22 protein-coding genes, 1 other RNA gene and 2 pseudogenes are annotated in these 25,971 nt (G+C 62.0%); 8 read left to right on the plus strand and 17 right to left on the minus strand.

Going from position 1 to position 25,971, the window contains the following annotated elements:
- Nucleotides 1-30: 30 nt before the first annotated feature.
- On the minus strand, nt 31-798 hold the full coding sequence (locus tag QIY50_07000; GenBank protein ID WGV21942.1) for an FCD domain-containing protein: 768 nt from the start codon (nt 796-798) through the stop codon (nt 31-33).
- Between the two features lie 257 nt (nt 799-1,055).
- On the opposite strand from QIY50_07000, the gene QIY50_07005 reads away from it, so the two are divergent.
- From QIY50_07005 to QIY50_07040, 8 genes and pseudogenes are all read left to right on the plus strand, one after another.
- Nucleotides 1,056-2,726, plus strand: coding sequence for a lactate permease LctP family transporter (locus QIY50_07005; GenBank protein ID WGV21943.1), 1,671 nt, complete (start codon nt 1,056-1,058; stop codon nt 2,724-2,726).
- A 63-nt stretch (nt 2,727-2,789) separates the two neighbouring features.
- Complete coding sequence (gene lldD / locus QIY50_07010) at nt 2,790-3,935, plus strand: FMN-dependent L-lactate dehydrogenase LldD (GenBank protein ID WGV21944.1); 1,146 nt, start codon at nt 2,790-2,792, stop codon at nt 3,933-3,935.
- 75 nt (nt 3,936-4,010) lie between these two features.
- Nucleotides 4,011-6,822, plus strand: a pseudogene (locus tag QIY50_07015) (FAD-binding and (Fe-S)-binding domain-containing protein).
- Nucleotides 6,823-7,091: 269 nt separating this feature from the next.
- Nucleotides 7,092-7,388 (plus strand): hypothetical protein, encoded by a 297-nt coding sequence (locus QIY50_07020; protein WGV21945.1) that lies wholly within the window; start codon nt 7,092-7,094, stop codon nt 7,386-7,388.
- A gap of 100 nt (nt 7,389-7,488) precedes the next feature.
- Nucleotides 7,489-7,887, plus strand: a transfer-messenger RNA (tmRNA) gene (gene ssrA, locus QIY50_07025).
- 245 nt (nt 7,888-8,132) lie between these two features.
- Nucleotides 8,133-8,945: a hypothetical protein gene (locus tag QIY50_07030; GenBank protein WGV21946.1), complete on the plus strand. Its 813-nt coding sequence runs from the start codon at nt 8,133-8,135 to the stop codon at nt 8,943-8,945.
- A gap of 3 nt (nt 8,946-8,948) precedes the next feature.
- Entirely contained in the window at nt 8,949-9,596 is a 648-nt protein-coding gene (locus QIY50_07035) for a hypothetical protein (GenBank protein WGV21947.1), read from the plus strand.
- A 1-nt stretch (nt 9,597) separates the two neighbouring features.
- The gene (locus QIY50_07040) at nt 9,598-10,179 is read left to right on the plus strand and encodes a hypothetical protein (GenBank protein WGV21948.1); all 582 of its coding nucleotides are present in this window, start codon (nt 9,598-9,600) and stop codon (nt 10,177-10,179) included.
- 260 nt (nt 10,180-10,439) lie between these two features.
- Here the strand turns inward: QIY50_07040 and QIY50_07045 are convergent, their stop codons facing one another.
- The 16 genes and pseudogenes from QIY50_07045 to QIY50_07120 form a co-directional block, all read right to left on the minus strand.
- Nucleotides 10,440-10,664, minus strand: coding sequence for a hypothetical protein (locus tag QIY50_07045; GenBank protein ID WGV21949.1), 225 nt, complete (start codon nt 10,662-10,664; stop codon nt 10,440-10,442).
- A gap of 13 nt (nt 10,665-10,677) precedes the next feature.
- Nucleotides 10,678-11,190 (minus strand): DUF2514 family protein, encoded by a 513-nt coding sequence (locus QIY50_07050; GenBank protein ID WGV21950.1) that lies wholly within the window; start codon nt 11,188-11,190, stop codon nt 10,678-10,680.
- Complete coding sequence (locus QIY50_07055) at nt 11,187-11,675, minus strand: glycoside hydrolase family 104 protein (protein WGV21951.1); 489 nt, start codon at nt 11,673-11,675, stop codon at nt 11,187-11,189. Before QIY50_07055 ends, QIY50_07050 begins: the two co-directional genes overlap by 4 nt.
- 46 nt (nt 11,676-11,721) lie before the next feature.
- Entirely contained in the window at nt 11,722-12,765 is a 1,044-nt protein-coding gene (locus QIY50_07060; GenBank protein WGV21952.1) for a contractile injection system protein, VgrG/Pvc8 family, read from the minus strand.
- A gap of 24 nt (nt 12,766-12,789) precedes the next feature.
- Entirely contained in the window at nt 12,790-12,996 is a 207-nt protein-coding gene (locus QIY50_07065; protein ID WGV21953.1) for a tail protein X, read from the minus strand.
- Complete coding sequence (locus QIY50_07070) at nt 12,971-13,849, minus strand: phage tail protein (protein WGV21954.1); 879 nt, start codon at nt 13,847-13,849, stop codon at nt 12,971-12,973. The genes QIY50_07065 and QIY50_07070 overlap by 26 nt, the downstream gene beginning before the upstream one ends.
- A gap of 13 nt (nt 13,850-13,862) precedes the next feature.
- A pseudogene (locus QIY50_07075) lies at nt 13,863-16,650 on the minus strand (phage tail tape measure protein).
- A gap of 150 nt (nt 16,651-16,800) precedes the next feature.
- Nucleotides 16,801-17,388, minus strand: coding sequence for a phage tail assembly protein (locus QIY50_07080; GenBank protein ID WGV21955.1), 588 nt, complete (start codon nt 17,386-17,388; stop codon nt 16,801-16,803).
- An 11-nt stretch (nt 17,389-17,399) separates the two neighbouring features.
- Nucleotides 17,400-17,909, minus strand: a complete 510-nt coding sequence (locus QIY50_07085) for a phage major tail tube protein (protein ID WGV21956.1) — start codon at nt 17,907-17,909, stop codon at nt 17,400-17,402.
- A gap of 11 nt (nt 17,910-17,920) precedes the next feature.
- Nucleotides 17,921-19,081, minus strand: a complete 1,161-nt coding sequence (locus tag QIY50_07090; GenBank protein ID WGV21957.1) for a phage tail sheath family protein — start codon at nt 19,079-19,081, stop codon at nt 17,921-17,923.
- A 71-nt stretch (nt 19,082-19,152) separates the two neighbouring features.
- Complete coding sequence (locus QIY50_07095; protein ID WGV21958.1) at nt 19,153-20,727, minus strand: phage tail protein; 1,575 nt, start codon at nt 20,725-20,727, stop codon at nt 19,153-19,155.
- 50 nt (nt 20,728-20,777) lie between these two features.
- A complete protein-coding gene (locus tag QIY50_07100) occupies nt 20,778-23,618 on the minus strand; it encodes a phage tail protein (GenBank protein ID WGV21959.1) in 2,841 nt (946 codons plus the stop codon).
- Nucleotides 23,608-24,126: a hypothetical protein gene (locus QIY50_07105; protein WGV21960.1), complete on the minus strand. Its 519-nt coding sequence runs from the start codon at nt 24,124-24,126 to the stop codon at nt 23,608-23,610. The genes QIY50_07100 and QIY50_07105 overlap by 11 nt, the downstream gene beginning before the upstream one ends.
- Complete coding sequence (locus QIY50_07110) at nt 24,123-24,761, minus strand: phage tail protein I (protein ID WGV21961.1); 639 nt, start codon at nt 24,759-24,761, stop codon at nt 24,123-24,125. Before QIY50_07110 ends, QIY50_07105 begins: the two co-directional genes overlap by 4 nt.
- Nucleotides 24,754-25,644, minus strand: a complete 891-nt coding sequence (locus tag QIY50_07115; GenBank protein WGV21962.1) for a baseplate J/gp47 family protein — start codon at nt 25,642-25,644, stop codon at nt 24,754-24,756. Before QIY50_07115 ends, QIY50_07110 begins: the two co-directional genes overlap by 8 nt.
- The gene (locus tag QIY50_07120; GenBank protein WGV21963.1) at nt 25,641-25,967 is read right to left on the minus strand and encodes a GPW/gp25 family protein; all 327 of its coding nucleotides are present in this window, start codon (nt 25,965-25,967) and stop codon (nt 25,641-25,643) included. Before QIY50_07120 ends, QIY50_07115 begins: the two co-directional genes overlap by 4 nt.
- Nucleotides 25,968-25,971: the final 4 nt, after the last annotated feature.

A 25,971-nucleotide genomic window follows, 5' to 3' on the forward strand; every position in this document is an offset into this window, starting at 1 on the left:
GGCAAGCCCGCGAAGAATCCAACACCAATCTCAGCGCCCGCTACGCCGCTCCGCCCGCGCCACCCGCTGCGCCTCTTCGTGCGCCTCTTCCAGCACCTCCTGCACATACAGAATGTGCCGGCTGGACACCTCCCGCGCTTCCTCCGCCCTGCCCTCGACTATCGCCAGGTACAGCTCCCGGTGCTGGCTTATCAGCATGTCCCGAGTCTCGGCCCGTTGCTGGTACATGCCACCGATGTTGGTTACCACGTTGCGCTTGAGCAGGTCGAACAAGCCCCGGATGGTGTGCAGCAGCACGGCATTATGACTGGCCTCGGCAATCGCCAGGTGGAAGCGCGCATCGGCCGCCCCCTCCTCCGCCCGGGTCACTTCGTCAGCCCTGGCATAGCAGTCCTGTAGCGCATCGAAGGCCGCCTTGAGCCGCGCGCGGTCCGGCTGGGTGGCGCGCTGGGCCGCGTAGTAGGCGCAGGACGCCTCCAGGGTATGGCGGAATTCGAGCAGGTCACGCTGCGCCTCGGCACTGTGCTCGAGCAGCTGCAGCAACGGGTCGCTGAACGTGGACCCCAAGGACTCGGCGACAAAATTGCCCCCACCCTGGCGACTGACCAGCAGCCCCTTGGCCACCAGCTTCTGGATCGCCTCACGCAGTGACGGGCGGGACACGCCGAACTGCTCGGCGAGGACGCGCTCGGCCGGCAGCCGCTGCCCCGAGGTCAGCGTACCTTCCAGAATCATCCCTTCCAGCCGATCGACGATGTCGTCGGACAGGCGCCGTTGGCGGACCTGATCAAAAACCATCACATGCTCTCCACAAACCCCCGGCAGATTTCAGGGGGCGTCTATTCTCGCCGATCCAGGCCGCGCAAACACCCATCAGGCAATGATTTTCCAAGCCCATCAGGCGCCCGCTCATCGGCACTCGACCAAAGTTTTGCACGGGACAAATTGACACACCCACGACGACGCTTTTAACCTAGCGCCCAGCCATTGTAAATTGGTCTTACCAATTATCCAATGCCAGTGCCTGACCAACAACAATTAGGGGCCACCCCAATATGCAAACCTGGCAACAACTCTATAGCCCACTTGGTAGTCTTGGCCTGTCCGCACTGGCGGCGGTCATTCCCATCGTCTTCTTCTTCCTTGCCCTCGCCGTGTTCCGCCTCAAAGGCCACGTGGCCGGCAGCATCACCCTCGCGCTGTCGATCCTGGTGGCAATCTTTGCCTTCCAGATGCCTGTCGACATGGCATTCGCCGCCGCGGGTTATGGCTTCCTCTACGGCCTCTGGCCGATTGCCTGGATCATCGTTGCCGCGGTGTTCCTGTACAAACTCACGGTCAAGAGCGGCCAGTTCGAAGTGATCCGCAGCTCGGTGCTGTCGATTACCGATGACCAGCGCCTGCAAGTACTGCTGATCGGCTTCTGCTTCGGTGCCTTCCTGGAAGGTGCGGCGGGCTTTGGTGCACCGGTGGCAATCACTGCCGCGCTGCTGGTAGGCCTGGGCTTCAACCCGCTGTACGCCGCCGGCCTGTGCCTTATCGCCAACACCGCGCCAGTGGCCTTCGGCGCCCTGGGCATCCCGATCATCGTGGCCGGCCAGGTCACCGGCATCGACGCCTTCCACATCGGCGCCATGACCGGTCGCCAGCTGCCACTGCTGTCGCTGTTCGTGCCGTTCTGGCTGGTGTTCATGATGGACGGCCTGCGTGGCGTGAAGGAAACCTGGCCTGCCGCCCTGGTTGCCGGCCTGAGCTTCGCCGTTACCCAGTACTTCACCTCGAACTTCATCGGCCCGGAGCTGCCGGACATCACCTCGGCCCTGGCCAGCCTGATCGCCCTCACCCTGTTCCTGAAAGTCTGGCAGCCCAAGCGTTCATTCGCCGAAGCCAAGGGCAGCGTTGGCGCCGCCGTGGTGCAACCAAGCGGCAGCCAGCCAAGCCCTTACAGCTTTGGCGAAATCTTCAAGGCCTGGTCGCCGTTCCTGATCCTCACCGTGCTGGTCACCATCTGGACCCTGAAACCGTTCAAGGCGGCCTTCGCCCCCGGCGGCGCGATGTACAACTTCGTCTTCAACTTCGCTATCCCGCACCTGGACCAGCTGGTGATCAAGACTGCACCGATCGTCGCCGCGCCTACCGCCATGCCAGCGGTGTTCAAGCTCGACCCGATCTCTGCCACCGGCACCGCAATCTTCCTCTCGGCGCTGATCTCCATGGCCGTGCTGAAGATCAACTTCAAAACTGGTCTGACCACTTTCAAGGAAACCTTCTGGGAGCTGCGCTGGCCGATCCTGTCGATCGGCATGGTGCTGGCCTTCGCCTTCGTCACCAACTACTCGGGCATGTCCTCGACCATGGCCCTGGTGCTGGCCGGTACCGGTGCCGCGTTCCCGTTCTTCTCGCCGTTCCTTGGTTGGCTGGGTGTGTTCCTGACCGGTTCCGACACCTCGTCCAACGCCCTGTTCAGCTCGCTGCAGGCCACCACCGCGCACCAGATCGGGGTCAACGACACCCTGCTGGTAGCGGCCAACACCAGTGGCGGCGTGACCGGCAAGATGATTTCGCCGCAGTCGATCGCCGTGGCCTGCGCCGCCACCGGCCTGGTCGGCAAGGAATCCGACCTGTTCCGCTTCACCGTCAAGCACAGCCTGTTCTTCGCCACCATCGTCGGCCTGATCACCCTGATCCAGGCCTACTGGCTGACCGGCATGCTGGTTCATCACTAAAGTGAAAGGGGCCGGGCGCCATGGCGCGCCCGGCAATCCCCACAAGCAACGCTGCGAGAATCCATGATCATTTCTGCCTCTACCGACTATCGCGCCGCGGCCCAACGCAAGCTGCCTCCCTTCCTGTTCCACTATGCCGACGGCGGCGCCTACGCCGAGCACACCCTGCGCCACAACGTCTCGGACCTGGCCAGCATTGCCCTGCGCCAGCGCGTGCTTAAGAACATGTCCGAGCTCAGCCTGCAGACCAAGCTGTTCGACGAAACCCTGAGCATGCCGGTGGCCCTGGCCCCGGTCGGCCTCACCGGCATGTACGCCCGCCGTGGCGAAGTGCAGGCGGCACGCGCGGCGGCGGCCCACGGCATTCCGTTCACCATGTCCACGGTGTCGGTGTGCCCGATCGAAGAAGTGGCCCCGGCCATCGACCGACCGATGTGGTTCCAGCTGTACGTGCTCAAGGACCGCGGCTTCATGCGCAACGCCCTGGAGCGGGCCAAGGCCGCCGGGGTCAAGACCCTGGTGTTCACCGTCGACATGCCCACACCCGGCGCCCGCTACCGCGATGCCCACTCGGGCATGAGCGGCAAGAACGGCCCGCTGCGCCGCGTGCTGCAAGCCATGACCCACCCCGAGTGGGCGTGGGATGTCGGCGTGATGGGGCGCCCACACGACCTGGGCAACATTTCTACCTACCGCGGCAACCCCACCGGCCTCGCCGACTACATCGGCTGGCTGGCCAACAACTTCGACCCGTCCATTTCCTGGAAAGACCTGGAGTGGATCCGCGAGTTCTGGGACGGCCCGATGATCATCAAGGGCATCCTCGATGCCGATGATGCCCGCGATGCGGTCCGCTTCGGTGCCGACGGCATCGTCGTGTCCAACCACGGCGGTCGCCAGCTCGACGGTGTGCTGTCCAGCGCCCGAGCCCTGCCGGCAATTGCCGATGCGGTCAAAGGTGACCTGAAGATCCTCGCCGACTCCGGCATCCGCAGCGGCCTCGACGTGGTGCGCATGATTGCGCTGGGCGCCGATACCGTACTGATCGGCCGCGCCTTCCTCTACGCCCTTGCCGTGCATGGCCAGGCGGGGGTGAAGAACCTGCTGGAGCTGTTCGAGAAGGAAATGCGCGTAGCGATGGTGCTGACCGGCGCCAAGTCGATCAGCGAAATCACCCGCGACTCGCTGGTACGCGAACTGGGCGCCTGACCGCCCGCAAGAACGACCGCCTGATTGACCCGGGGCATGTGGCGCACAGACGCCACGGCCCCGCGAGGAGACTGCATGAGCCTGCCCGCCGCGTTCCTGCGTGATGCCGAGCGCCTGATCCCCGCCGAACGCCGCTTCGACGACCCCACCTCCACCCTGGCCTTCGGCACCGACGCCAGCTTCTACCGGCTGATCCCCAAGCTGGTGGTGCGCGTCGAGTCCGAAGACGAAGTGGTCGGCCTGATCAAGCTGGCCCAGCGCGAGCGGGTGCCGGTCACCTTCCGCGCCGCCGGCACCAGCCTGTCCGGCCAGGCCATCAGCGACTCGGTGCTGATCGTGCTGGGCGATAACTGGAACGGCCGCGAAATCCGCGGCCAAGGCGAGCAGATCCGCCTGCAGCCTGGCGTCATCGGCGCCCAGGCCAACGCCTGGCTGGCCCCCTTCGGGCGCAAGATCGGCCCCGACCCGGCCTCGATCAACGCTTGCAAGATCGGCGGCATCGTCGCCAACAACGCCAGTGGCATGTGCTGCGGCACCGCGCAGAACACCTACCACACCCTGGCCGGCCTGCGCCTGGTGCTGGCCGACGGCACGCGCCTGGACAGCGAAGACCCGGCCGAGCGTCGCTGCGTTCGAGACCAGCCATGCCGACCTGCTGGAAGCACTGGCCCGCCTGGGCCGCGAGACCCGGGCCAACACTGCACTCGCCGAGCGCATCCGGCACAAATACCGTCTGAAGAACACCACTGGCCTGTCGCTGAACGCTCTGGTGGACTACGACCAGCCGCTGGACATCCTGCAGCACCTGCTGGTCGGCTCCGAAGGCACCCTGGGCTTCATCAGCGCCGTCACCTACGACACCGTGCCCGACCACCCTCACAAGGCCAGCGCCCTGCTGGTGTTCCCCAGCGTGGAAAGCTGCTGCCGCGCGGTGACCGTGCTCAAGCGCCAGCCAGTTTCTGCGGTAGAACTGCTCGACCGCCGCAGCCTGCGCTCGGTGCAGGACATGCCCGGCATGCCGCTGTGGGTAAAAGGCCTGTCGAACAATGCCTGCGCCCTGCTGATCGAGTCCCGCGCCGCCAGCCAGAGCCTGCTGCATGAACAGCTGCAACAGGTGATGGCCTCGATCGCCGACTTCCCGCTGGAGCAGCAGGTGGACTTCAGCGAGGACCCGGCCGTGTACAACCAGCTGTGGAAGATCCGCAAGGACACCTTCCCCGCCGTCGGCGCCGTACGCCAGACCGGCACCACGGTGATTATCGAAGACGTCACCTTCCCCGTCGAACAACTGGCCGAGGGCGTCAACCGCCTGATCCAGCTGTTCGACAAGCACCGCTACGACGAAGCGATCATTTTCGGCCACGCCCTGGAAGGCAACCTGCACTTCGTCTTCACCCAAGGCTTCAACAGTGCCGAGGAAGTCGCCCGCTATCAGGCCTTCATGGACGACGTCGCGCAACTGGTGGCCGTGGAGTTCGGCGGCTCGCTCAAGGCCGAACACGGCACAGGGCGCAACATGGCGCCGTTCGTGGAGCTGGAGTGGGGCCACGACGCCTACCAACTGATGTGGAAGCTCAAGCGCCTGCTCGACCCCAACGGCATCCTCAACCCCGACGTGGTGCTGAGCGAAGACCCGGACATCCACCTGAAAAACCTCAAGCCGCTGCCCGCTGCTGACGAAATCGTCGACAAGTGCATCGAATGCGGCTTCTGCGAACCGGTGTGCCCGTCCAAGGGGCTGACCCTCAGCCCGCGCCAGCGCATCGTCATGTGGCGTGATATCCAGGCCAGGCAGCGCGCCGGCCTCGACACCCGCGAACTGATGCAGACTTACCAGTACCAGGGTATCGACACCTGCGCCGCCACCGGCTTGTGCGCCCAGCGCTGCCCGGTCGGTATCAATACCGGCGAACTGGTGAAAAAACTGCGCAGCCAGGCCGCCGGGCACGAAAAAACCGCCGACTGGCTGGCCGAACACTTCCACACCGCCCTGGCTGGAGCGCGCCTGACCCTGACCGCCGCCAACACCGCCCGCAAGCTGCTCGGCGCTCCACGCCTGGGCCGCCTGAGCACCTCGCTGAGCAAAGCCAGCAAAGGCCGCCTGCCACAGTGGTCCCCGGCCATGCCACAACCCCTGCGCCCGCTGGACTTCGGCCCGGCCAGCAACGACGCCCGCCCTCGGGTGGTGTACCTGGCTGCCTGCGTCTCGCGAGTGATGGGCCCGGCCTATGCCGACCGCGAGCAGAGTTCGCTGCTGGACAAGACCCGCGCCCTGCTGGAAAAGGCCGGCTATCAGGTGGTGTTCCCCGACAACGCCGACAGCCTGTGCTGCGGCCAACCGTTCGCCTCCAAGGGTTACCCCGAGCAGGCCGAACACAAACGCCAGGAACTGATCGCCGCCCTGCTGCACGCCAGCCGCGGCGGCCTCGACCCGATCTACTGCGACACCAGCCCGTGCACCCTGCGCCTGGTGCAGGACCTGAGCGACACCCGGCTGGACCTGTACGACCCGGTGCGCTTCATCCGCACCCACCTGCTCGAGCGCCTGGAGTTCACCCCCCAGGACGAACCCGTGGCAGTGCATGTGACCTGCAGCACCCAGCACCTTGGCGAAAGCCAGGCGCTGATCGACCTGGCGCGGCGTTGCAGCAAACAGGTGGTAATCCCGGAGGGCATACATTGCTGCGGCTTTGCCGGTGACAAAGGCTTCACTACCCCCGAGCTCAACGCCCACTCGCTGCGTAGCCTGAAGGATGCGGTGCAGTATTGCAGCGAAGGCATCTCCACCAGCCGCACCTGCGAGATTGGCCTATCGAGCCACAGCGGCATCGACTACCACGGCCTGGTCTACCTTGTAGACCGCGTCACCCGCCCCCGCAGTATCTGACCCTGTGGGAGCGGGCATGCCCGCGAACACCGGCGCAGCCGGTGCCATACACCGCGCTGCCTGTTTCGCGGGCACGCCCGCTCCCACCGGTACTGCACATGCCCGAGCCAACCCAATTCCATGTGGGAGCGGGTTCACCGCGAACACCGGCATAGCCGGTGCCATCCCCACCATCATCTCACCCCGCCATCATCTCGATTGAACCCGCGCCAATCCCCCGCAGTCCACCCTTACAGGCCCACCTTCCAGAGGCCCAGAAGGAGACTCCCATGAAAGGTACCGCGCTTTCGGCCCTGTTCGCGGCCGCCACCCTGCTGGCTTCACCGGTGTTCGCCGCCGAAGACCTGTGCACGGCCAACCTGCAAAAGATCGACGACAGCATGGCCACCGCCGGCGCCACCTCCGAAGGCCTGGACAAGGCCATCACCGAGCACGTCGACAAAGCCAAGGCTGCCCAGGCCGCGGGCGACACCAAGGAATGCATCGCCATCACCAGCAAAGTGCTGGAGCGCCTGGAAAAAACCGAGAAAGGCAGCGGCACCAGCGGCGGTGGCAGCGGCGCGTGAGGCCAGAAAGCGGGCGACCGGGCCGGCAGTCGACGTCGCCCGCGTAATGGCGTATACTCTGCCTCACGTACCGTAAGGTGCGTTAGCCAAGAGCTAGTGTGGGGCCGATTAGGATTCGACGCCGGTAGCGAAACTCTAGGTGCATGCCGAGTTGGTAACAGAACTCGTAAATCCACTGTTGCAACTTTTATAGTTGCCAATGACGAAACCTACGGCGCGGAGTACAAGCTGGCCGCTTAATGCGGTCTCTTGACCCGTTGCTTCTGGTAGCTTCGGCTCCAGCAATCACTAGGGGATGCCTGTAAACCCGAACTGATTGTCATACAGAACAGGATCGTCGCGTAGCACGTTGTGGGCGAAGTGACTAAAACTTACACAACTCATCCAAAGCACCCTGCCCGTCGGGCGGCTGCGGATTAAATCAGTAGACACGGCTAAGCATGTAGTACCGACAGCGGAGTACTGGCGGACGGGGGTTCAAATCCCCCCGGCTCCACCAATAATTCCAAACAAATCAGGCACTTAGCTCTATGCGTAAGTGCCTTTTTTGTGTGTTTTTGGGCTGGATTGGCTCCGTAATGCCAGCTTAATGACAGCTTGGGATCCTTCCATTCTTGCACTCAGAATGTAATGGAACCCAAGCCTTACGGTCTCGTCAGACATGATGCTATGCTCACGTCAGGACCAAGCTAATTCCGCCAAGCCAGACGACCATCTTGCTAGGCAAATCAAAGGATTTCTCCTGTGCTCAAGCCCCAGTATGACACTCATGCCATAGATTCCATTTCGGTAACCTGCGAGTTCACCTCTGAGGTCACCGCCGCTGGGCTTGAGACTATCCGTACTGAAGCCAAGCGGCTGCAAAATCGCCTGCCTTACCGGCGCGTTCGTCGCAAGGCTGGCCAAGGTGTAACAGCTCATGAAGCTTTGACATCTGCCCCTGAACCAGTCGGGTATATGTTCTATAGTAAAAATAAAGATGATGAAGAAAGCGATAGCTTTGAAATCCACGAGGCTTTCGCCAGATACACTACTCAAGCGTACTCAAACTTTAATAGCTTTGTAGCTGATAGTTCGTTTTACCTAGAAACTGCAAACACCGCATTTGAGAAATCGAACGCCAAATTAAAACGAGTAGTTGTCAGATTCCTGAACAAATTCGTGACTACTGACGAAAACTGGGAACCCTCGGAGTCTCTTAAGGGAAACTCAAAATACATCCCACAAGTGTGCTTGGAAAAAAAAGGCGATTTCTGGCATTTCGCCATAGGCGTTTTTGGAAAAGCTGCAGATAACTCCCATTTACTTCACAATATTCGCGCCAGCCATGGTGTTCAGAAAATTGGCGAAGACTGGGACAACAGCGAGTACATCGTAACGCTGGACCTAGTTCACGTGAATGATTTCTGGGATCCGGAAGACGCCAGCAATAACTTCTCAGAAGTCTTCCAGAAGACACTCAACAACATCAGAATTCATAACTCATGCATTCTGGATGAAATAGTATCTGATGAACTGTCTGCACGGATTGGCTTGAAAAAGCCTAAGCAGGAGTAATATATGAACGCAGCCCTTAGAGCAGCTGAGCTTTTCAATATTAACATCCACCCTAGCTTTGAGGCATTTGTACCAGAGCGAAGCGGCACTTGCTTTGGTTTTAAGGACTATGCTCTCGGCGCTTGTTTGGAAATTGCTAAGCGCACGTCTACCTCCGAACCGCACTTTGTGTGGGAGGACATGGGAAGTGTGACTATATCTCCATCTGAATTTCAGTTCTGCTCTTTGGCCTGGAATAACGATGAGCTTGTTTCCATTGAAGAGGAAGATCTTCCTTGGCGTTCGTACTGCGTAGATGCAGTAGCTGCTCTGGAACGCTACGCACATCTCGAGCACGGGTGGGATGGCGATGAAGCCTTACCTCCAAGCGAGTCCAGCCTGGCGGACGCCCATGTCTTTTTACGTCTGGTGAGTAGCGAAATCGAGTCGTGCCCAAATGTAACCCCTGGGTTAGATGACGAAGGCATTCCAACCTTCATATTTGACAATAGGGACACTTATATTTCGGTATCGCTCTACGGCGAACAAAGTGTGACTGTTTATCAGATGCACAGACCTACGCGAAAAAGCTCAGTCGCTACATTTTACTTATCTGAGACTGAAAAACTACGCGAACACGCTAAATTCAATCAAAGACCTTTGAGGCGCTAAAATGCCTGAAAGGCTGAGTGAAATATTTGACGAAGAGAAAACCCCTTCGGCGAATCGCTATAAGTCACTAGTTGCGTGCAACTACGTGGATGACGCTCTGCTGGCAGCAGAGGAGTATCGCATCTACGAAACAAGTAGCCGAGTCGCTGACGGAGAACTACTAGCTAGGGCTATGGAAAGCCCTAGCCATGTAAAGGCACAAGAATCTGAATTTACAGAGGGTGCTTTCAGTGAAGCGACAAAGAGGGGAATCTCGGTACAGCAGCTATCGTTGACCACGCCGGAAAAGATCCATGTATTTGGTGCCGAGAAAGTGACGAAATTTAACGAAGGCAAGCCTGAAGATAAAAAGCGCAGCTACTTAGGTTATGTCGCCGGCCTTTGTTCATATTTTAGGGAAGCTAAAACTCCTGATGGCAGGCGCATTTTTGCAGTTTTTTCCACTCCTCTCGAGGAGACCCCTAGCCATGCAGACATATTCGTCATAATTCCTGCAGGAAGAGAAGAAAAAGCGGCAATACAACATCATTTCAGGGACGCGTTTGATCTTTCTAGATTGGTTGCCCCGCCAACTGGAGCCTGACTTAGATGATGCACCTCTCTCGCCTCAATTGAACTAAATGACATTCGTAAATCGCTTGGAAGTGCGCCTAAGCTGAGGCGCAACCTTCCTACTTTTGACTTGTCCATTTTTTCTTAGGAGTAGCGCTTTATTGCGTGGACAACCTAAATCATGTCTGGGTTGTCAGGCATCATGATTTGATCCACATGGTGGTCGGAGAGCACCATAGAGGCGCGGCTGGCTGCTTGGCGCTAGCGGCGTGGTACTCCCGGTAACCGGCGCTAATGAAGGGGTGGCAAATCCTTGCCTCTGGCCTTGGCGATGACGCGGAGCTGGTAATCGGACACCACCTGGAACAGTGACTCGGCCAGCAGATGTAAGCGCTCGACCTCTTCAGGTGATGCGCCACGATCTTGAGCTTCGTGGTATGCCCGCAATGCGTCGATGGCCTGCTGAATCAGCGGCTCGCCGGCCTCAACCATCCCTATGAAGGTGCGTTTGTCCACTTCCCTGCCCCGATCACTTGATCAGGGCATTATAGGACGCCTCGCATAAATCACCTGCTATTCGGGCTTGGTCATAAGCTTTCGCCAGCTCTCGATTCGTAGCGACAGACCGGTCGAGCAGGTCGGAGAGCACCATGGCGGCGCGGGTGGCTGCCTGGCCTCTGGCCATAGCGGCGGTATCCGTGCCGGGGCGACTGACGGAGGTGGCGAACTGGGCAGCGTCACTGCGCAGCCGCTGGCCAGCAGTATCGGCGTCAGCAGCGCCAGCATCAGCAATCGTTCGTTCTTCCTGGGCATGGGCTCTCGCTTCCTCCTGCGCTTGAGCGCGTCGCTGTTCCTCCTGCCTTGCCTGTGCTGCGGCTCGCTGGTCGCGCTCGGCGACTTCCAGACGGTAGTCGGCAAGCTCTGACCTGGCATCCAAGGCCTCATATTTTCCCGCTCCCACTCGTATTTCCTGGGCTCCAGCCACAATCAGCAGCGCTGCAAGCCACCAGCACCAGGCCGGTACGTCGCCCAGGCCGATCACGCCAGTACTCCGCCGAGCTTCTGCCACTGGGTCAGCAGCATGTCCAGGCGATGGGGGTTCTGGCCGTAGCTGTTCCCAGGCAGCGATGCCCAGATGTTCGAGCATTTGCAGATGGCCTGCTCGATGCGACCGGCCTTGATATCGTCCAAGGCCTTGCGCTCACTGATCTGCTGTAGCGCAATGCGGTCCTGGTTCTCCGGCGTGAATCCGCCCACCAAGCGAAGGCTGGCCCGGTACGCATCCCAGTAGCGAGCGAGCAGCTGATACCGGCCGGCGGCGGTGCTCGTCACGGGCTTGCCATTGATGGGGAATGTCAGCTTCTTGCGCGGATGATCGACATAGCCAGCGAACAGGCCACCGCCATACAGCACGTTGTAGCCGTCATTGCTCGCCTTTACGGTGGAGGTGCCTTCTGAGAAGGCGATCAGGTCCAGAAACCGAAGCACGTTGGTGCCGCCTGCTTGGGCAGCCGAGATAATTGCCATGGTAGTTTTCCTTGGATGATTGCCGCAGAGCGCGGCCGGGGGAGGGTTACAGCTGCAGCACTTGGAGCGGGCCGCTACCTTTCTTTTTCTTGCCGGCGGCCTTTGCCTTGCCCTTCTGGCCGCCATTGCATTCAACGGTGGTCGACCAGCCGGCTTGGGTAAATACCTGCTCCAGGGAATCCACCAGGTACTCGCCATCAAAGCCATCCTTGAAGCCCTGGGCGTTGATCTGGCGTTCAGCGAATAGGTCGACGCGTCCCGGCATTTCCAAGCGCACCCCGGCCGTCGAGCGATTGAACGCCGCCAGGCGCGCCTTGGCCGCCTGCTCGGCAGCGGTCTTGTTCGGGTGTATGTGGCGGTCCGTATGCACCGGCGGAAGGCCGTCCGGGGCGTCGTCGTTTTTCAGCTCGATAACGTCCAGCGTGCCGGTCTTGGCGTTGTGGTGGGTGGCCTTGACGCTCTTGTGGGTCGAGCGGTCCCCGAGGCGGAACGAGTAGCGGCTAACGTCCGAGCGGCGGATGGTGATCGCCGGCAGCGTTTTGCCGCTGGCCGTGACACCCGCCTGCCGCTTGAGGACCAACAGCTTGCCGTTGGCCACCTTGGCGGCACAGTCATGCAACCGGGCAATGCGGGTAATAAAGTTGTAGTCCGACTCGCCCAGCTGGTCCGCTCGCGGCATAACGGTCTGCACATCGCAGGCCGGTACCCAGCCATTGCGGCGAGCCACCGTGGCGACAATCTCGGCCAAGGTCTTTCCCTCGAAACTGCCGTTGCGGGTGGTCTTGCCGCTGCCGCGCATGTCGCTGGCCTTACCTCGGATCACCAGCGTGTCCGGCGGTCCGGTCAGTTCAACCTCATCAACTGTATAGCTGTTGATGCGGGTCAGTTGCGCGCCGTCGTAGCCTAAAAACACCTCGACCTTGGCGCCTCGAGACGGCAGCGAAACAGCCTGGTCCCGGTCATCAATACGCAGCTCGAACTCGTCTGACTCCATGCCGGGCTTGTCGAGTGTGCGCAGCATCAGCAGGCGGTCATTGATCAGGCGCGTGATATCGGTACCGTCAGCGACGATACGAAATTGCGGTTTCATGGAAAGCTCCAGTTAGGCGGGATGCTAGTCCCACAGCTGGACGGTCAGCTGGTCAGTTCTAGCCAGTTCGGGAAGGGTGATCAGCACCCCGGCACGGTAGGGCTGGGATTCGACAGCAAGCCCCGGATTGGCGCTCAGTACCGCCTCCACCGTGCCACTCAGGTGCCCGTAGTAGTGGAAACAGATAGCGTCGAGAACATCGCCATCAGACGTTCGACAGATCATCGCCATAGCGTGTGAACTCCAAGGTGAATGCCTGCTTGCGCGGGATTCCGCCCTGCAGGAGCGTAGGTTGTTCTTCCTCGATATCGGTCAGACACCAATTGCCCAGCACCTGGCCATAGCCGGTGGTCAGCCCGAGCGGCTGCAGCTGGCCGCCGATGCTGCGCAAGGTGTCGAGCTGGCCAAGGCCTCCACGGAACGAGGGGAAAATGACACCCTTGAGCGTCAGGCGCTCATCGCCAATGCCCACCGCCTGCTGCGCAGAGCGTCGGGCCAGGCGCTCCTGAGCAGCCCAGCGGAACGAGGTTTTGCGCCGCAGCTCCTCAAAGGCCGCCGTGTCCAGGTTGAAGTAGAACGGCTCCGCCTTGACGCTCTGAGGCTGCAGGATAAGCAGGTGGGGAAACGCCTTGATAGCTTCTTTGGGCGGGTCTTCCTTGGGGCGGATCGAGGCGCTGGAGAACATTTCCGACAGCGAAAAATTGGACAGCATGCCGCTGATGCCGCCGGCCTGGTTGTACTTGTCCGCGATGTTAGAAATGGCCTTCTTTGCCCGGTCTGCCTGCTCGCCAAACTCGGCCACCCGTTCCTGGACTTGCGTGACCGCGTTGCTGGCCTGGTTGTAGATGGCCAATACCTTGCCGACTTTGGCCTGGGCTTGGGTGATGCTGCCCATGACCCGGTTCAACTGGCCGCCGATCAGCTCTCCCACCACCGGCAGAGTTTCCAGCTCGGAAACCGCCCCTCTCATCTGAGTAACGGCCCCATTCATGGGGCCAATCATGCCGTCCACCGCGCGGCGGCCAGCCTCTCCCGCAGCGGCAAGCGACTTTAAGCTGCCCTGCAGCTGCTCCATGTAAGCCATGGGTTAATCCTCCCTACAGGTACGGCGCGTCGTACAGCTGACGCGCGTTAAGATCGCGAGTCGCGTCCTCGATCATTCGCATGAAATAAGGCCGCAGCTCGTAGGCCAGCGCTTGGCGGTCTGATACATCGCCTTTCACCGTCACCGGCATGCTCAACTCGAACCGCTGGTCCAGCTTGAGCGATGCCGGCTCAGCCTTGGCCGGTGCCGGCTTATCCGCTGCACGCTGGTAATCGCCCAGCATTTGCCCTGCCTGAGCCAAACCTGGCGCAACGACGCCAGCTGACTGCAGGTTGCCCAGCAAGGCCGCAGGATCGCCGGCCGGCGGCCGGGTGATCGGCACACCAGGGAAACGCTCCTTGACAGCAGTCAGCGCCGGCGCCAGGAGCGGGTCCTTGGATTCGGGCTCCTTCGGGGCGTAGGAAACCGCCGGTGCGGCAGGCGCTGGTACCACCCGCAGCGGCTCAGGCTCGTTACGCGTAACGACCGGTTCGGCCGGCGGCCGCGTGAGCGGTGCACCAGGGAAATGCACCTTGCCCGCAGTCAGCGCCGGCACCAGGAACGGGTCCTTGGAATCAGGGGCCTTGGGATCGTAGGAAACCGCCGACCCGGCAGGCGCCGGCACCACCCGCAGCGCCTCAGGGTCGTTACGCGTCACAGGCGACTCAGCGGGCGCAGCTTTCACCGCCCCGCCTTCGCGACCTTCTGCAGGCGCCACCTGCTCCACCGGCACAGCCGCTGAATCAGGCTGCGGCTTGTCGGCAAACAAGCTCCCGACCTTGGCACCGAGTGCGTCACCGCCAATGCTCCCAAGGATGCCGCCCACCAGGCCACCAATGGCCGTGCCAACCACCGGAATGATCGAGCCCAGGGCAGCGCCCGTGGCTGCGCCGGCGATACCTCCGGCCAAACCTCCTACCGCTCCGCCGACACTTTCGGCCTTTTGCTCAGGCGGCTGATCGCTGGCCATAGCGCTACCAACCTGTAGCGCTGCCAGCGCAGTGCCCAGCACCGGCACCCCCTTGCCAAGGCTAGCCAAGCGCCCGGCGCGCCCCACGAAGCCGCCGACACGCCCCCACCGACTGCGCCGTGGGTTGCGTCGTGCGGTGTCGCCCACGCCGCTCTCAACCGGTCCGCCCCCCTTACCGCCGCCTGCCTGGGGATTGGTGACGAACACACGCTGCACCCCGGCAGCACCTGCAGCCCCCTTTGGCGACGTTGTACAAGCCTCGGGCCACCCGGATAGCTGCCACAGCCTTGGTGATGGCAAAGCCACCTGCAGCCAGGGCAGTAGCCCCAAGAGCCAACGAAGGCACTTTTTCAGCAATCCAGCCGATGCCGTTGGCCGTCGTCCGTAGTACATCGGCGGCGCCGTCTGTCAGCGGCCGCAGACCGTCACCGATGGCACGAAACGCGTCGTCAATCGCGTTGGCGGCTTCTTTCCACTTCTGAGAGGACGTTTCGCGGCGCTCGGCCAGGTTCTGGTCGAGAATGCCCGCCGCGTCTGCAGACTTGGTTTTCAGGTCCTCATACAGCGCTTTGTTTTGCATGTAAGCCATGAGCGCGGATTTGACCTGCATATCCGCGAACAGGTCGCCGGTACGCATGGACTCTTCCAGCGCCTGCATCATGCGCTTGGCTTTCTCGGGGTCCGTCTCCTGGTTGATCTTGGCCGCCGCCTCGGCCATGGCTGCAGCCTTTTTGGGGTCGGTCTTCTGGATGTACTGCTGGGCAAGCGCAAAGCTCGACTCCAGTGTCGACATGCCATTCTGTAGCCCGGTGTTGAGCGAGTTTTGGTAGTCGATACCGGCGTCCTTGTACGCCTTGACCGTCTCGCTTGAGCCGATCTTTTCCATCCAGTTCTTGAGGTTGTTGGCCGCCTCGTCGGCGCTGCCGGCGGATTTGATCTGCACCTGCAGCATCGAGCCCAGCTGAGTGACGGCGTCCATGCCGTAGATACCCTGCTTCGCCATACCAGCCAGCAGCTCAGGGAACCACTTGGCCATGTCGCTGGCCTCGAAACTACCGGCCTGCCCCTGGTAGGCAATGGCCTCCAGTGCCCGCTGCATCTCCTGCGGGTCGGTGATCTTGGCGTTCTGCCCCAGGGCATTGATCATTCGTGCGGTGTCGGTACCATCCGCGCCCTGACCCACCACAAACTTGGCGGCCACGCTGGAATAGCGCGCCGCCTCCTGCAGGTCCATACCGGCACCCACCAGGTTGTTGAGGACACCGGCAACCTCGTTGCGCGCCAGGCCCGTGTCCTTGGCCGTGGTGATGATGCCCCGGTTTAGCTCGACCTCCTCGGCCTTGTTGGCCACCCCTGCCTTGATCGCGATATCACGCACTATCGCCTGATAATCGGCACTGACCTTGGTGGGCACAGCCAAGGCCGCGGTGCCCACCGTGGCCTGCACAACGGTGGACCGCAGGCCGGCTTTGCCCGCCTCGATCTGCTGCAGCCCCTTGGCCTGACGGGCAGCGGTTTGAGCCGTGCGACCCAGCGTGCGGTAGTGATCCTCCAGCCGGCCGACCTCAACGCCTTGTTTTCGCAATGCATCAAGGTTGCGGTCCAGCTGGTTGCGCAGACCGCGCGCACTGGCCTCTCCCGCCTCGCTGGCTTTCTTCCACTCATCGCGCAGGCGCATGGTTTCGCCAATGACGCCCTGCAGCACCTTGGCTTCTTCGCCGCGCTTCTTGAGTTTGCCGATGCGGCCCTCAACGTCTTTGAACGCGGCGCCGACCGTTGCGCTGACCACCCCGCCGATCACAAGGCCAATGGAAAACTTGTTGTTGGCCATGGTTTCTCACTCCCACGCAGGCACAGCCTGGCGGCTCACTCAGAGAGCCACCAGACCATGCGCGCGAATGGCATTTGCTCCAGCTCGCCGGCCGAGAACCCCAGTTCTCGCGCCAGGCGCTTGGCAAGCGACTTTTGGAATCCGGGGGTGTTAAACCCCGTCTTGGTGGACCAGGCGAAAGTAGGCCGCGCGCACACGGTTGTAATCGCGGGTGGTCAGCGAATGCAGCTCGGCCGGCGTGGTATCGGTCAGGCGTTGGAACAGCAGCATTTCCAGCTTGCTATTGTCGTCGCCGGCCTCGGCCTCCACCTCACGGCTCAGACGGATCGAGGGCGATTGCAGCGTCAGGTGGTCGACCTTCACGCCATCGCGCTCGATAGGCTCCATCAGGCGCACCACCGCATGCTCCAGGGTCAGCTTGAGCCATGCCGGATTCTCGCCGCTGTCATCGCCCAGCAGCTCCTTGTAGGCCCGCTGCAGGCGGCGGTAGTCGCGCACCTGCAGAGCGGTCAGCTGATCCTCGGTCAGCTCGCACAGCGATCCCAACATGAGCAATTCGCGCTGCTCGTCGTTGTCCCCGGCCTGATGCGCCACCATGAGGTCTTCGCGCACGGTCGGACAGCGCATGGTCAGCGCCTGGCGCACCTCGCCGTAAACCTCCAGGGGCACGCTCAGCGACACAACGGCGCGACCGCCCTCGATGTTGAGCCAGGAAGGGGTAGTGTTGGTAATGGACATGCTCAGGCTCCTTAAATGGCGAGGTCAGCGCGAACGCTGGCCAGTTGGTCGACACCGTCGATAACGCGGATGCAGTTCACAGGGTCGATTTCGTAGATGACGCGGCCGCCGACTTCCAGCTTGTAGTAGCTCACCGCGATGCTGTGCTTCATTTCGGCCTTCTCACCAACCTTCCAGTCTCCCGGATCGATTTCCTTGAGCGCGCCGCGCAGGGTGGCGACCACCGCCTTGGTGGCCCCTCCACGCCCTTTGAAACTGCCCCGGAACACGCAGTTGAATCCGGACTGGTCAAACTCACCGAAAAACTTGAGGGTTTCTCGGCGCATGCCGTTGGAGGTAAAGCTGGCCTCCAGCTTCTCCAGCCCCATGTCCATCTCAATCGGCGCGTCCATGCCGCCGCCGCGATATTCGTCGGTCTTGACCGTGAGCTTGGGCAAGGTCAGCGACGGCACATCGCCCTGCAGGCTGACACCGCCCACCGACGCGCTCATGTTGAACAAAACTTCTGGAATAACAGCCATTACGTGCCTCCTTAGGCTACGTCGAGAACTTGGGTCAGGTATTCGTCGGTCACCTCGATTTCAAAAATCGGGTTCTCGGCAGGCGGCACATCAGTGAAGCGGATCACCCAAATGATTTTGCCCTGGGCCAGCTGGCTGGCCGTGTTGCGCTCGGTGTCGGCGTAGACCTCGAAGTCGATCACCGCCCCGGCGGCCTTGAGGTCGCGCATGAAGGCCTGCACCGTCTCGGTCACATCCTTGACATAGCTTTTGGTGATCCCGAGGTCGACGGCCCATTTCATGCCGGCACGAACGGCCGCCATCACCATGTCGACGGTGCGCACCCGCGTGACGAATGCCCACTTGCTGTCGCTGGACAGCGTGCGGTTGCCCCACAGGCGATAGCCGCCGTCGCGAATGATGGTGGTGATATTGGCGTTGTTGAGCAGGTTGGCCCGGCAAGTCGGGTCGTTGTCCAGGTACTCGACCGCCCGCACGGTGCCGGTTATGTTCTTGATTTCCTTGTTGGACGGCGAAGCCCAGAAACCGATGTTGGCATCGGTCTGCGCGAACAGGCCGGCCGCCACTGGCGACGCTGCCAGGCCCTCGTCGTCGTTACTGGTAACGCTCCACTTCTTGACGCCGGGGTCGACCATGTACAGCCGCTTGCTGCCAAACTCGGTGGCATAGGCAATAGCCGCCTCGTCAGTGGTGCCCGGCCCATCGATCAGGCCCATGGCCTCCAGCTTATCCGCCAGGGTATCCATAGCGGTGGCCACCGCCTTGGTGGCCGAGTGCTTGGGTGCCAGCAGCAGCCGTGGGTGCTGGTTGAACAGGCTTTTGGCATCGAGCAGGGCCTGCAGTCCGCTGCGCTTGCCATCAGCCGCCACACCGCCAATCACGGCGCTGGTGATGCTGGCCGGTGTACCGGCGGACGTAACACCCACGGCAATGATCACGGCCTTGGCCTGGTCGAGAATCTGCAGACAAGCTTTGGTCATTGGCGAGTTAGGACCGAACGCCGCCACGGCCTCTCGGTCGCTGACAATCAGCACGGGCGTGTTGGGCTCAACCAGGCCAACACCTGGGGTGTAAACGTCGACAATGCCGATCACCGACGACGAGGGCACGCTGATGGTGCGCGCCCCGGAATTCACCAGCGAAGTGGTCACACCATGGAAAAAGTTAGGCATAAATGCTCCCCATAGAAACGAAAAAACCGCCAAAGGGCGGTCGCGTTGAACAGCGTGAAATGTATTGAGCGCTAGCCCGCTCGGAATCCAATGGCGAACCAGTACAGGCTGAAATCCTGCTGTGAACCCGCCCATTCACCAATCATGATGTTGAAGCTTTCCCCTGTGGTTTTGCCCGCCATGATGGCCGGCGTCAGGGTTGCCGCCGGCACCCCCGGATTGCTGTTGTGGTAGATCACCGGAATGACAATGAACGGCGCGGCCGAGAATCCACCCGAGTGGAACCAGATTTGGTACTCATAAAACTGGGTGGGCAAATCCCCTATTCCCACGCGCCCCCACTGGGCCATAAAACCGTTGTCCGTGTCCCAATAGAAGCCGTTAGGCGCTCCCGAGAACTGCGAACGAATCGCCGCATTCAGCGCCTGTCGCGCATCTGCGGCTGTGCCGCCACCGGTACCGCCCCGGACAATAGGCAGGATGCCGCTATTGATCTTGCCCGCGTTCAGGCCTGCCAGGGACAGGGCAATCGACAGATTCTGCGAGCCGTCAAACACCCCCTGCCCGGTTGCGTCACCGGTGAAACTCAGCGTCCGCCCCGTCTGCAGCTTGGTCGCGCTGCCGGCGTTGCCCGTGGTCGGCCGGCTCAGGGTACCGGTGGTGATCTTGGTCGCGTCCAAACTGGGGATATCCGCAGCCGTCAGCGCCGCGCCCTCCAGCACCAGGCCCTTGGCGCTGACCCGCACCTTGGAATAGGTACCGGCCTGCACACCGGTGCTGCCCAGGCTGAGGGTAATGGCCACATCCTTGGCGCCGTCAAACTGAGCCTGCCCGCCCACATCACCGTCAAAGGTGAACAGGCGCGGTGTCTGCAGCTTGGTCGCACTGCCGGCGTTGCCGGTGGTCGGCCGGCTCAGGGTGCCGGTGGTGATCTTGGTCGCGTCCAGGCTGGGAATATCAGCTGCTGTCAGCTCCGCCCCCTCCAGTACCAGACCCTTGGCGCTGACCCGCACCTTGGAATAGGTACCGGCCTGCACCCCCGAGTTGGCCAGGGTGACATTGATCGCCGCGTCACCGGCGCCGTTGAACTTGGCCGCACCGGTGGCATCACCCTTGAGCGAAATGGTGCGCTCGGTGGCCAGTGCGCGGGCCGTAGCGGCCTCGCCCTGGCTGATGGCCTCCTGCACCACCGCCAGGGTGGCCGTTACCGTGTTGGGGTCCTGCAGAATCTGCACATTGGCGGTGCTGCTCACCTGTATCAGCAGGCGGATCACCTGGGTGCGGCCGCTGCCCTGCTCCTGCAGCGGCTTGAAGGTCGCCGGGTAGCTGGCCACCGCAATCAGCACGCCGGTGTCGTCGTACAGGCCGACCTCGCGCACCCACCAGCCGCCGACCTCCGGCTGCAGGATGCCCTCGGCCACGATAACCGGCCTGCCGCTCTCCACCGAGAGGCGGTTGAGGTTGACCCGGAACACCTCATGAATCAGCTTTTTCTGCAGCTTGGAGGGTAGCGGCGTACTGCCGTTGCCATCCCCTACCGCCATGCGGGTGATCTTGAGGGTGGTCTTGGTGGCGATGGCTTTCGCCAGCGCAGCCGCGCCCGCGTCAGTCAGCATGGCGACGTAAATCGCATCTGTATCTGCCATTGGTTCGCTCTTGAAGTAAGGGGCCTGCCCTCGCGGCAGGCCGTGAAGCGCTAAGCGGGCACAGGCCCGCCGTAGATGTTGGCCCCGACGCCCAAGGTCCGGTACTGGATGTACAGGCCCAGGCCGCGCAGGATTTCCCCGGCCCAGAAGCCAAAGAACATGCCGTTATCGGTACCCAGGCGCGGGTCGGGGGTCCAACTGCCGTTCATGGCATGATCAGGAATGGGCGTTACCGTGTAGTTCGCCTGCAGCTCGTCCATGCACGCCTCGATCAGCACATCCAGGTCAGCCACCTGACTGCCGGCCATCGCCGCCAGGCAGGCGCCGGCCAGCCACAGCCCGGTCATGTGCCCGGTGAAGTCATCCTCCACCGGCTTGGGCACGCTGTTGGTCGGGAAGTCGGTCGGCAAGATGCCCTTGGAGTCCTTGACGAACTGCACCAGCCAGCGCAGCCAGTTCTCGGCGTAGGCGACCAGCTTGGGCGGCACGGGCTTGCCCCGGTGCACCAGCTCGTACCACGCCCTGCAGGCGCCCATCATCGCCCTGGGCTGGTAGCCGGCCCAGGCGTTGCCATCGCCCCAGTGATACTGGGTCCAGGTGTCGGCCGGGCCGTAGCGGTAGTTGTCCCAGCGGTTCCAGATGTACGCCGCCGCACCAGGTCCGAGGACACCGAATTTCTGCTGGTACCACTGCTGGGAGTCGTACAGGAAATCAACCATGTTCCCCAGCTCGACGCTGTACGTGTCAGGGTCCAGGCAGAAGATCAGCGGGTATTGATAACCGGGATAGGGCATGCCGTGCCACGCGCCAATCTGCTCGGTGCCGTCCGAGTAGATATTGGAAAACGGAATCACCCCAGGGCTGTAGGCCAACGAGTCGTTGCGATAACCAACCACCGTACAATCACCCACGAGGCCGCGAAACGCCTGCTGACCGTTGAGAGTGAGCCGGTACAGCATGGTGTAACCGTCCTCCCCGTCATACAGGTCGGGCAGCTCGTTGATGCAGTAATACTCAAACGTCAGGTTCGTGTCGGCATCGTTGTCCAGCAGAATGTCCATTTCCGCCAGCTCGTCATAGTTCGGCGCTGACGGGTTTGGCCGGCCGGCCGCGTTGGGCTGGTAGCCTGACAGGGTGCCGTCCTCGGGGCGAATCTGCACAGTCGAAAACACGCCATCGGTGGCCGGCAGCATCCACCACCACCGCCATCCGTCCTTGTCCTGAATACGGACGTTGAAATTGCCGTCCGCCCGGTAGGTGATGCTTTTGAGCGGCGCCTTTTTGGTCGGCTGCAGGTAATTGCCGATCACATACCAGCCGCCATTGCCGCCGCCCGGGAAGAACGAGCGCACCACATTGCCCGCCCGACCGGGAAAGATCACCGGCACATGCCGCTCTTGCGACGTAATGTCGGCCGAGTGCACCACCGCGCGCAGGTCCGCCATGATGTATTCGGACCCATCATCCTTGGCCACCCGGTAGAACTGCGACAGCGGGATATCGTGCTGCAGCACCTGCCAGCTGGAGGTCGACTCCGGCAGCATGTAGCAGTAACGGGTGCCGGTGTTTTCGACTTTCTCCGGGGCAATCGTGACCTCGACCTTGGCTGTCAGCGCGCCGTTTGCCTGGTCGACCCCGCCGAAACTGGTCCGCACCTTGGAGTTTTTGCTGACGCGGAACCACACCGATTGCTGCTCGATGGATACCTGGGCGCCCATATCGGTCTGCAGCGTGATGTAGCCCTGCGAGTCGCGGCCGTACTCCCGTTTCGCCTCGCTGGGGTAGGCGAACTCGTAGGAAATGCCGTCTGTAAACGGCGTGGCGGCCACCGTGCTCTGCCGGAAAAATCGGTCAGTGGAGTCAATCAGGGTGTACTCATGAGCCGTGGACAGGCAGGCGTCCATGGCTTTCTTGTAGCGTTCCTCGCCGGTGATACGCCACAGCAGATAACAGGCGTCCATGTACCACAGTTCGCCGTCTGCAGCGTTGCCCATCTGGTTGACCCCGCCCAGCAGCGGCACATGCAACGGGCGGTTGTGCTGTACCGCATTGCGCGGGATCAGGTAGCCGCCATGCTCGACCGGTTGCCGGGTGGCGTAGTTGAACAGGTGGGTCCCATTCAGGGTGTTGTCCTTGAGCTGCACCCGGCCGATTTCGGCGCCGGTATGCCCTTCTGACAGCACCCTGCCGTCGAGGGTGATTTTCTGGCCGGTGTGGGCAATGATCCAATCCACCTCATACACCGTGCCGTCCTTGTCCCAGTCGGTAGAGCCGTCTTCACGCAGCGCGCGCACGCCGGCATTGATCGCCCCCCAGGCCAGCGCTCCGTCAAAAGCAAACGTCGCCTTGTCCAGGTACTCGCCCCAGTGCGGCGCACCGTGCGGAATCGACAGGGCGCCATTGGTGAAGGCGAACGGCACGCCCTTGAAGCCGCTGTGCGTCGGCTCGACAGGGTCCACCGGCCAGTTGGCCAGCACCGGCTCCTTTGAATTGATGATCCAGTTACAGATACGCCGCTGCGGCGTGTCAGGGATCGGCTGGCCCGCATAGAAATATTTCTCGTAGGCCTCCCAGTGCCATATGGCGGCCTCCAGATAGCGCGGCTCCTTGGTTGCCAGATAGGCATGGGCATAACCCAGAATATGCAGAGCCTGGCCCTCGGTGGTGCCGTCGCCGTTGGGCTGGTACTCCATCTGCGAATGGGCGATGAAATGCCGGTTGTTCGACAGCACACCTTGGTTGTTCTGCACATAGTGCTGCACTGTCGCGTCGACGGTGTCGCCGGTGTTTTTGCGCAGAAAGCGGTGATGGCCCTCGATCAGGCTGACGGCATTGGCCAGCGCCGTGCGCTGGCTGACCGGCCGCCGGCTGTTGAGCGGATTAAGAAACATTGATCCACCCCCCGTCAAAGAACCCGGACCAGCGCACCCCGTCCCACAGGAACGTCAGCAGGTCAGCCGAACCCTTTTCAAACGACAGCACCGGCGGACGGTTGGCCGGCCAGCGGACGTTGCTCGGGAACGTCACCCGGTTGGCTCCGGTCCCCTGCTGCAGGCGAACCGAAAACGACCACGTATAGCCCGGCGGCACTGCCGAGTTGGTGAAGGTCAGCGCGCACTGCGGCTTGTCTAGCGTCACATCGAAAAATGACACCCCGGCGGTATACGCCACATCCAGCGCCAGGGCGCTGCCAGCGGCGGCAATGGCCTTGCGACGCGGCAGCAGCAGCCCGCCGGTCAGGTCGGTGATCATCTTGGCCAGCGCGAGGTAGGTCGGAGACGGCCCCGAAGCCGTCTGCACCGTGGCGTCAGCAGCTCCATGCACAATGTCATGGGCCGTCTTTGCGGCGGCTTCCATCAGGGCGATGGCGGCCGCTTGGCGGTCGGATAGTTCGCTCATGGCTTTTCCAGTAATTCAGGCATTCGGTGGTTGGCGAAGTAATGCAGGTCATTGGCCAGCATCATCAGCTCCAGGTCAGCAAAAGCCTCGGCCTGCAGGTCGGCCGATAGAATCTCGGTTTCGTCACCCGAGGACACGGCCGCGCCCATGTAGAACTGGCCGTTGGGGCTGTAAGTGATGCTCAACCCGACCAGGTGCCGACTGACCGGCTTGGTCGACAGAATCATGCGCTCCAGCTCGGCAATCCCACGGTCACTGAGGCCGGTATTCAGCAGCGCCAGGCTCAGGCTAAAAGTGCCGGGCGGCCCCATAGGGGTCAGGTCGAACCACTCGACAATGTCGATAATGTCGGCAAACGGCGAAATGACCTGCCGCAGCGAGGCGATGGTGCCTTTGCGCTGGTGGACCTCGAACGAGTCGCGCACCGTCTTGCGCTTGATTTCCTCGGACCATGCCGGGTCCCAGCGGTCCACGCTGCGCTCAATCGCCAGCCATGGCAGCATGTCGGCCGGGCAGGTTTCTGGTCGCTTCATCGAGCGCAACACGTTGGCCAGGTCGGCCGGCTCCAGCCCCACCTGCGCCAGGGCATCCTCCAGCGCGGTGCGGTTGATCGGCAGCAGGCTGGTGTCACTCATCGGTACCACCCATCACAACGCTGGAGCCGATGCAGTTGGATGCCTGGTGGTCCTCGATCACATAGTCTGCAGCGGGCTTGATCAGCTCCACCCGCTGCACGCGAGGCACATGCAGCGCGGCATGGATGGCCGAGCGGCGAATATCCCGCCCCAGCCGGCGCTGCGCGTTGATGTAGGTATCCAGTGAAGTCTTGGCCTGCGCCAGGGCCAGCTCGTTTTCGGCACCCGGAAACATATACAGCACCGCTTCAATCTCGTAGTTGACCAGCTCGGCCGACTTCACCAGCACCCGGTCACCTACTGGCCGGATATTCTCAGGCGTCAGCGCCTGGGCAACCTTGTTGAGCAAGTCCTGGGTAGCCACCCCGCCATTGACCCGGCTCAGGATGCTGACCAGCACAGTGGCCGGCGATGGGCTGCTGGCCTTCACATCCGCCACCCGACCATCGGCGGATCGGGCGTGAAACTCATACGCGCCGGCCGGCCCGGCTACCGCCATGCCCTCGAAGGCCAGCAGAGTGCGCTCGGCCAAAGATTCGTCGCTTTCCAGCTGCTCGGCCACCGGCGGTACCGCGCTCAGGTCCTCCGCCACGATCACCAAACGCTTGACGTTGTAGTTGGCAGCCAGCTGATCGAGGTCGGCGCCCTGAGCGAAGGCAATGAACTGCGACTTGGCCGCGTCGTTGATACGGGCGCGGGTCATCACCTTTTCATAGGCCGCACGCTCCAGCAGCTTTACCACCGGATCAGATAGCAACTCGGCGTTCCAGTTGTTGCCCATCAGGGCGCGAAACCCCGTCAAGCCTTCCTGATAGAACGTCTCAAAATCCAGTTCCTCGATCACCGTAGGCGCCGGCAGGCTGGCCAGGTCGATGGTGCTCATATGCTTACCTCAAGGTTCACGCTGTCCTCGGAATAGGTGCCAGTGATGCGAAAGCCGATCTGACCACCCACTGCAGAAACCACCTGCACGCTCTGCAGGACCAAGCGTGGCTCCCAGCGCTGCAGCGCCCGCGCGGCCTCGGCCTGCACCGCGCTTTTCCAGCCGGCGTTAACCGGCTGGTCGACAAACCGGCGCAGCTTGCTGCCGTACTCCGGCCGCATCAGGCGCGACCCCACCGGCGTGGTCAGAATGTCCACGATGGACTGCCGCAAGTGATCGACCCCGGACAACACGGCGCCGGTGTGGCGGTCCATTCCGATCATGGGG

The sequence above is a fragment of the Pseudomonas putida genome, assembly GCA_029953615.1.
Taxonomy (GTDB): Bacteria; Pseudomonadota; Gammaproteobacteria; order Pseudomonadales; family Pseudomonadaceae; genus Aquipseudomonas.

Excerpts from the sequence above, each read along its gene's own strand:
- QIY50_07000 (WGV21942.1), bottom strand. The coding sequence starts at position 798 with ATGGTTTTTGATCAGGTCCGCCAACGGCGCCTGTCCGACGACATCGTC.
- QIY50_07005 (WGV21943.1), top strand. The coding sequence starts at position 1,056 with ATGCAAACCTGGCAACAACTCTATAGCCCACTTGGTAGTCTTGGCCTG.
- lldD (WGV21944.1), top strand. The coding sequence starts at position 2,790 with ATGATCATTTCTGCCTCTACCGACTATCGCGCCGCGGCCCAACGCAAG.
- QIY50_07020 (WGV21945.1), top strand. The coding sequence starts at position 7,092 with ATGAAAGGTACCGCGCTTTCGGCCCTGTTCGCGGCCGCCACCCTGCTG.
- QIY50_07035 (WGV21947.1), top strand. The coding sequence starts at position 8,949 with ATGAACGCAGCCCTTAGAGCAGCTGAGCTTTTCAATATTAACATCCAC.
- QIY50_07040 (WGV21948.1), top strand. The coding sequence starts at position 9,598 with ATGCCTGAAAGGCTGAGTGAAATATTTGACGAAGAGAAAACCCCTTCG.
- QIY50_07055 (WGV21951.1), bottom strand. The coding sequence starts at position 11,675 with ATGGCAATTATCTCGGCTGCCCAAGCAGGCGGCACCAACGTGCTTCGG.
- QIY50_07060 (WGV21952.1), bottom strand. The coding sequence starts at position 12,765 with ATGAAACCGCAATTTCGTATCGTCGCTGACGGTACCGATATCACGCGC.
- QIY50_07065 (WGV21953.1), bottom strand. The coding sequence starts at position 12,996 with ATGGCGATGATCTGTCGAACGTCTGATGGCGATGTTCTCGACGCTATC.
- QIY50_07070 (WGV21954.1), bottom strand. The coding sequence starts at position 13,849 with ATGGCTTACATGGAGCAGCTGCAGGGCAGCTTAAAGTCGCTTGCCGCT.
- QIY50_07080 (WGV21955.1), bottom strand. The coding sequence starts at position 17,388 with ATGTCCATTACCAACACTACCCCTTCCTGGCTCAACATCGAGGGCGGT.
- QIY50_07085 (WGV21956.1), bottom strand. The coding sequence starts at position 17,909 with ATGGCTGTTATTCCAGAAGTTTTGTTCAACATGAGCGCGTCGGTGGGC.
- QIY50_07090 (WGV21957.1), bottom strand. The coding sequence starts at position 19,081 with ATGCCTAACTTTTTCCATGGTGTGACCACTTCGCTGGTGAATTCCGGG.
- QIY50_07095 (WGV21958.1), bottom strand. The coding sequence starts at position 20,727 with ATGGCAGATACAGATGCGATTTACGTCGCCATGCTGACTGACGCGGGC.
- QIY50_07100 (WGV21959.1), bottom strand. The coding sequence starts at position 23,618 with ATGTTTCTTAATCCGCTCAACAGCCGGCGGCCGGTCAGCCAGCGCACG.
- QIY50_07105 (WGV21960.1), bottom strand. The coding sequence starts at position 24,126 with ATGAGCGAACTATCCGACCGCCAAGCGGCCGCCATCGCCCTGATGGAA.
- QIY50_07110 (WGV21961.1), bottom strand. The coding sequence starts at position 24,761 with ATGAGTGACACCAGCCTGCTGCCGATCAACCGCACCGCGCTGGAGGAT.
- QIY50_07115 (WGV21962.1), bottom strand. The coding sequence starts at position 25,644 with ATGAGCACCATCGACCTGGCCAGCCTGCCGGCGCCTACGGTGATCGAG.
- QIY50_07120 (WGV21963.1), bottom strand. The coding sequence starts at position 25,967 with ATGATCGGAATGGACCGCCACACCGGCGCCGTGTTGTCCGGGGTCGAT.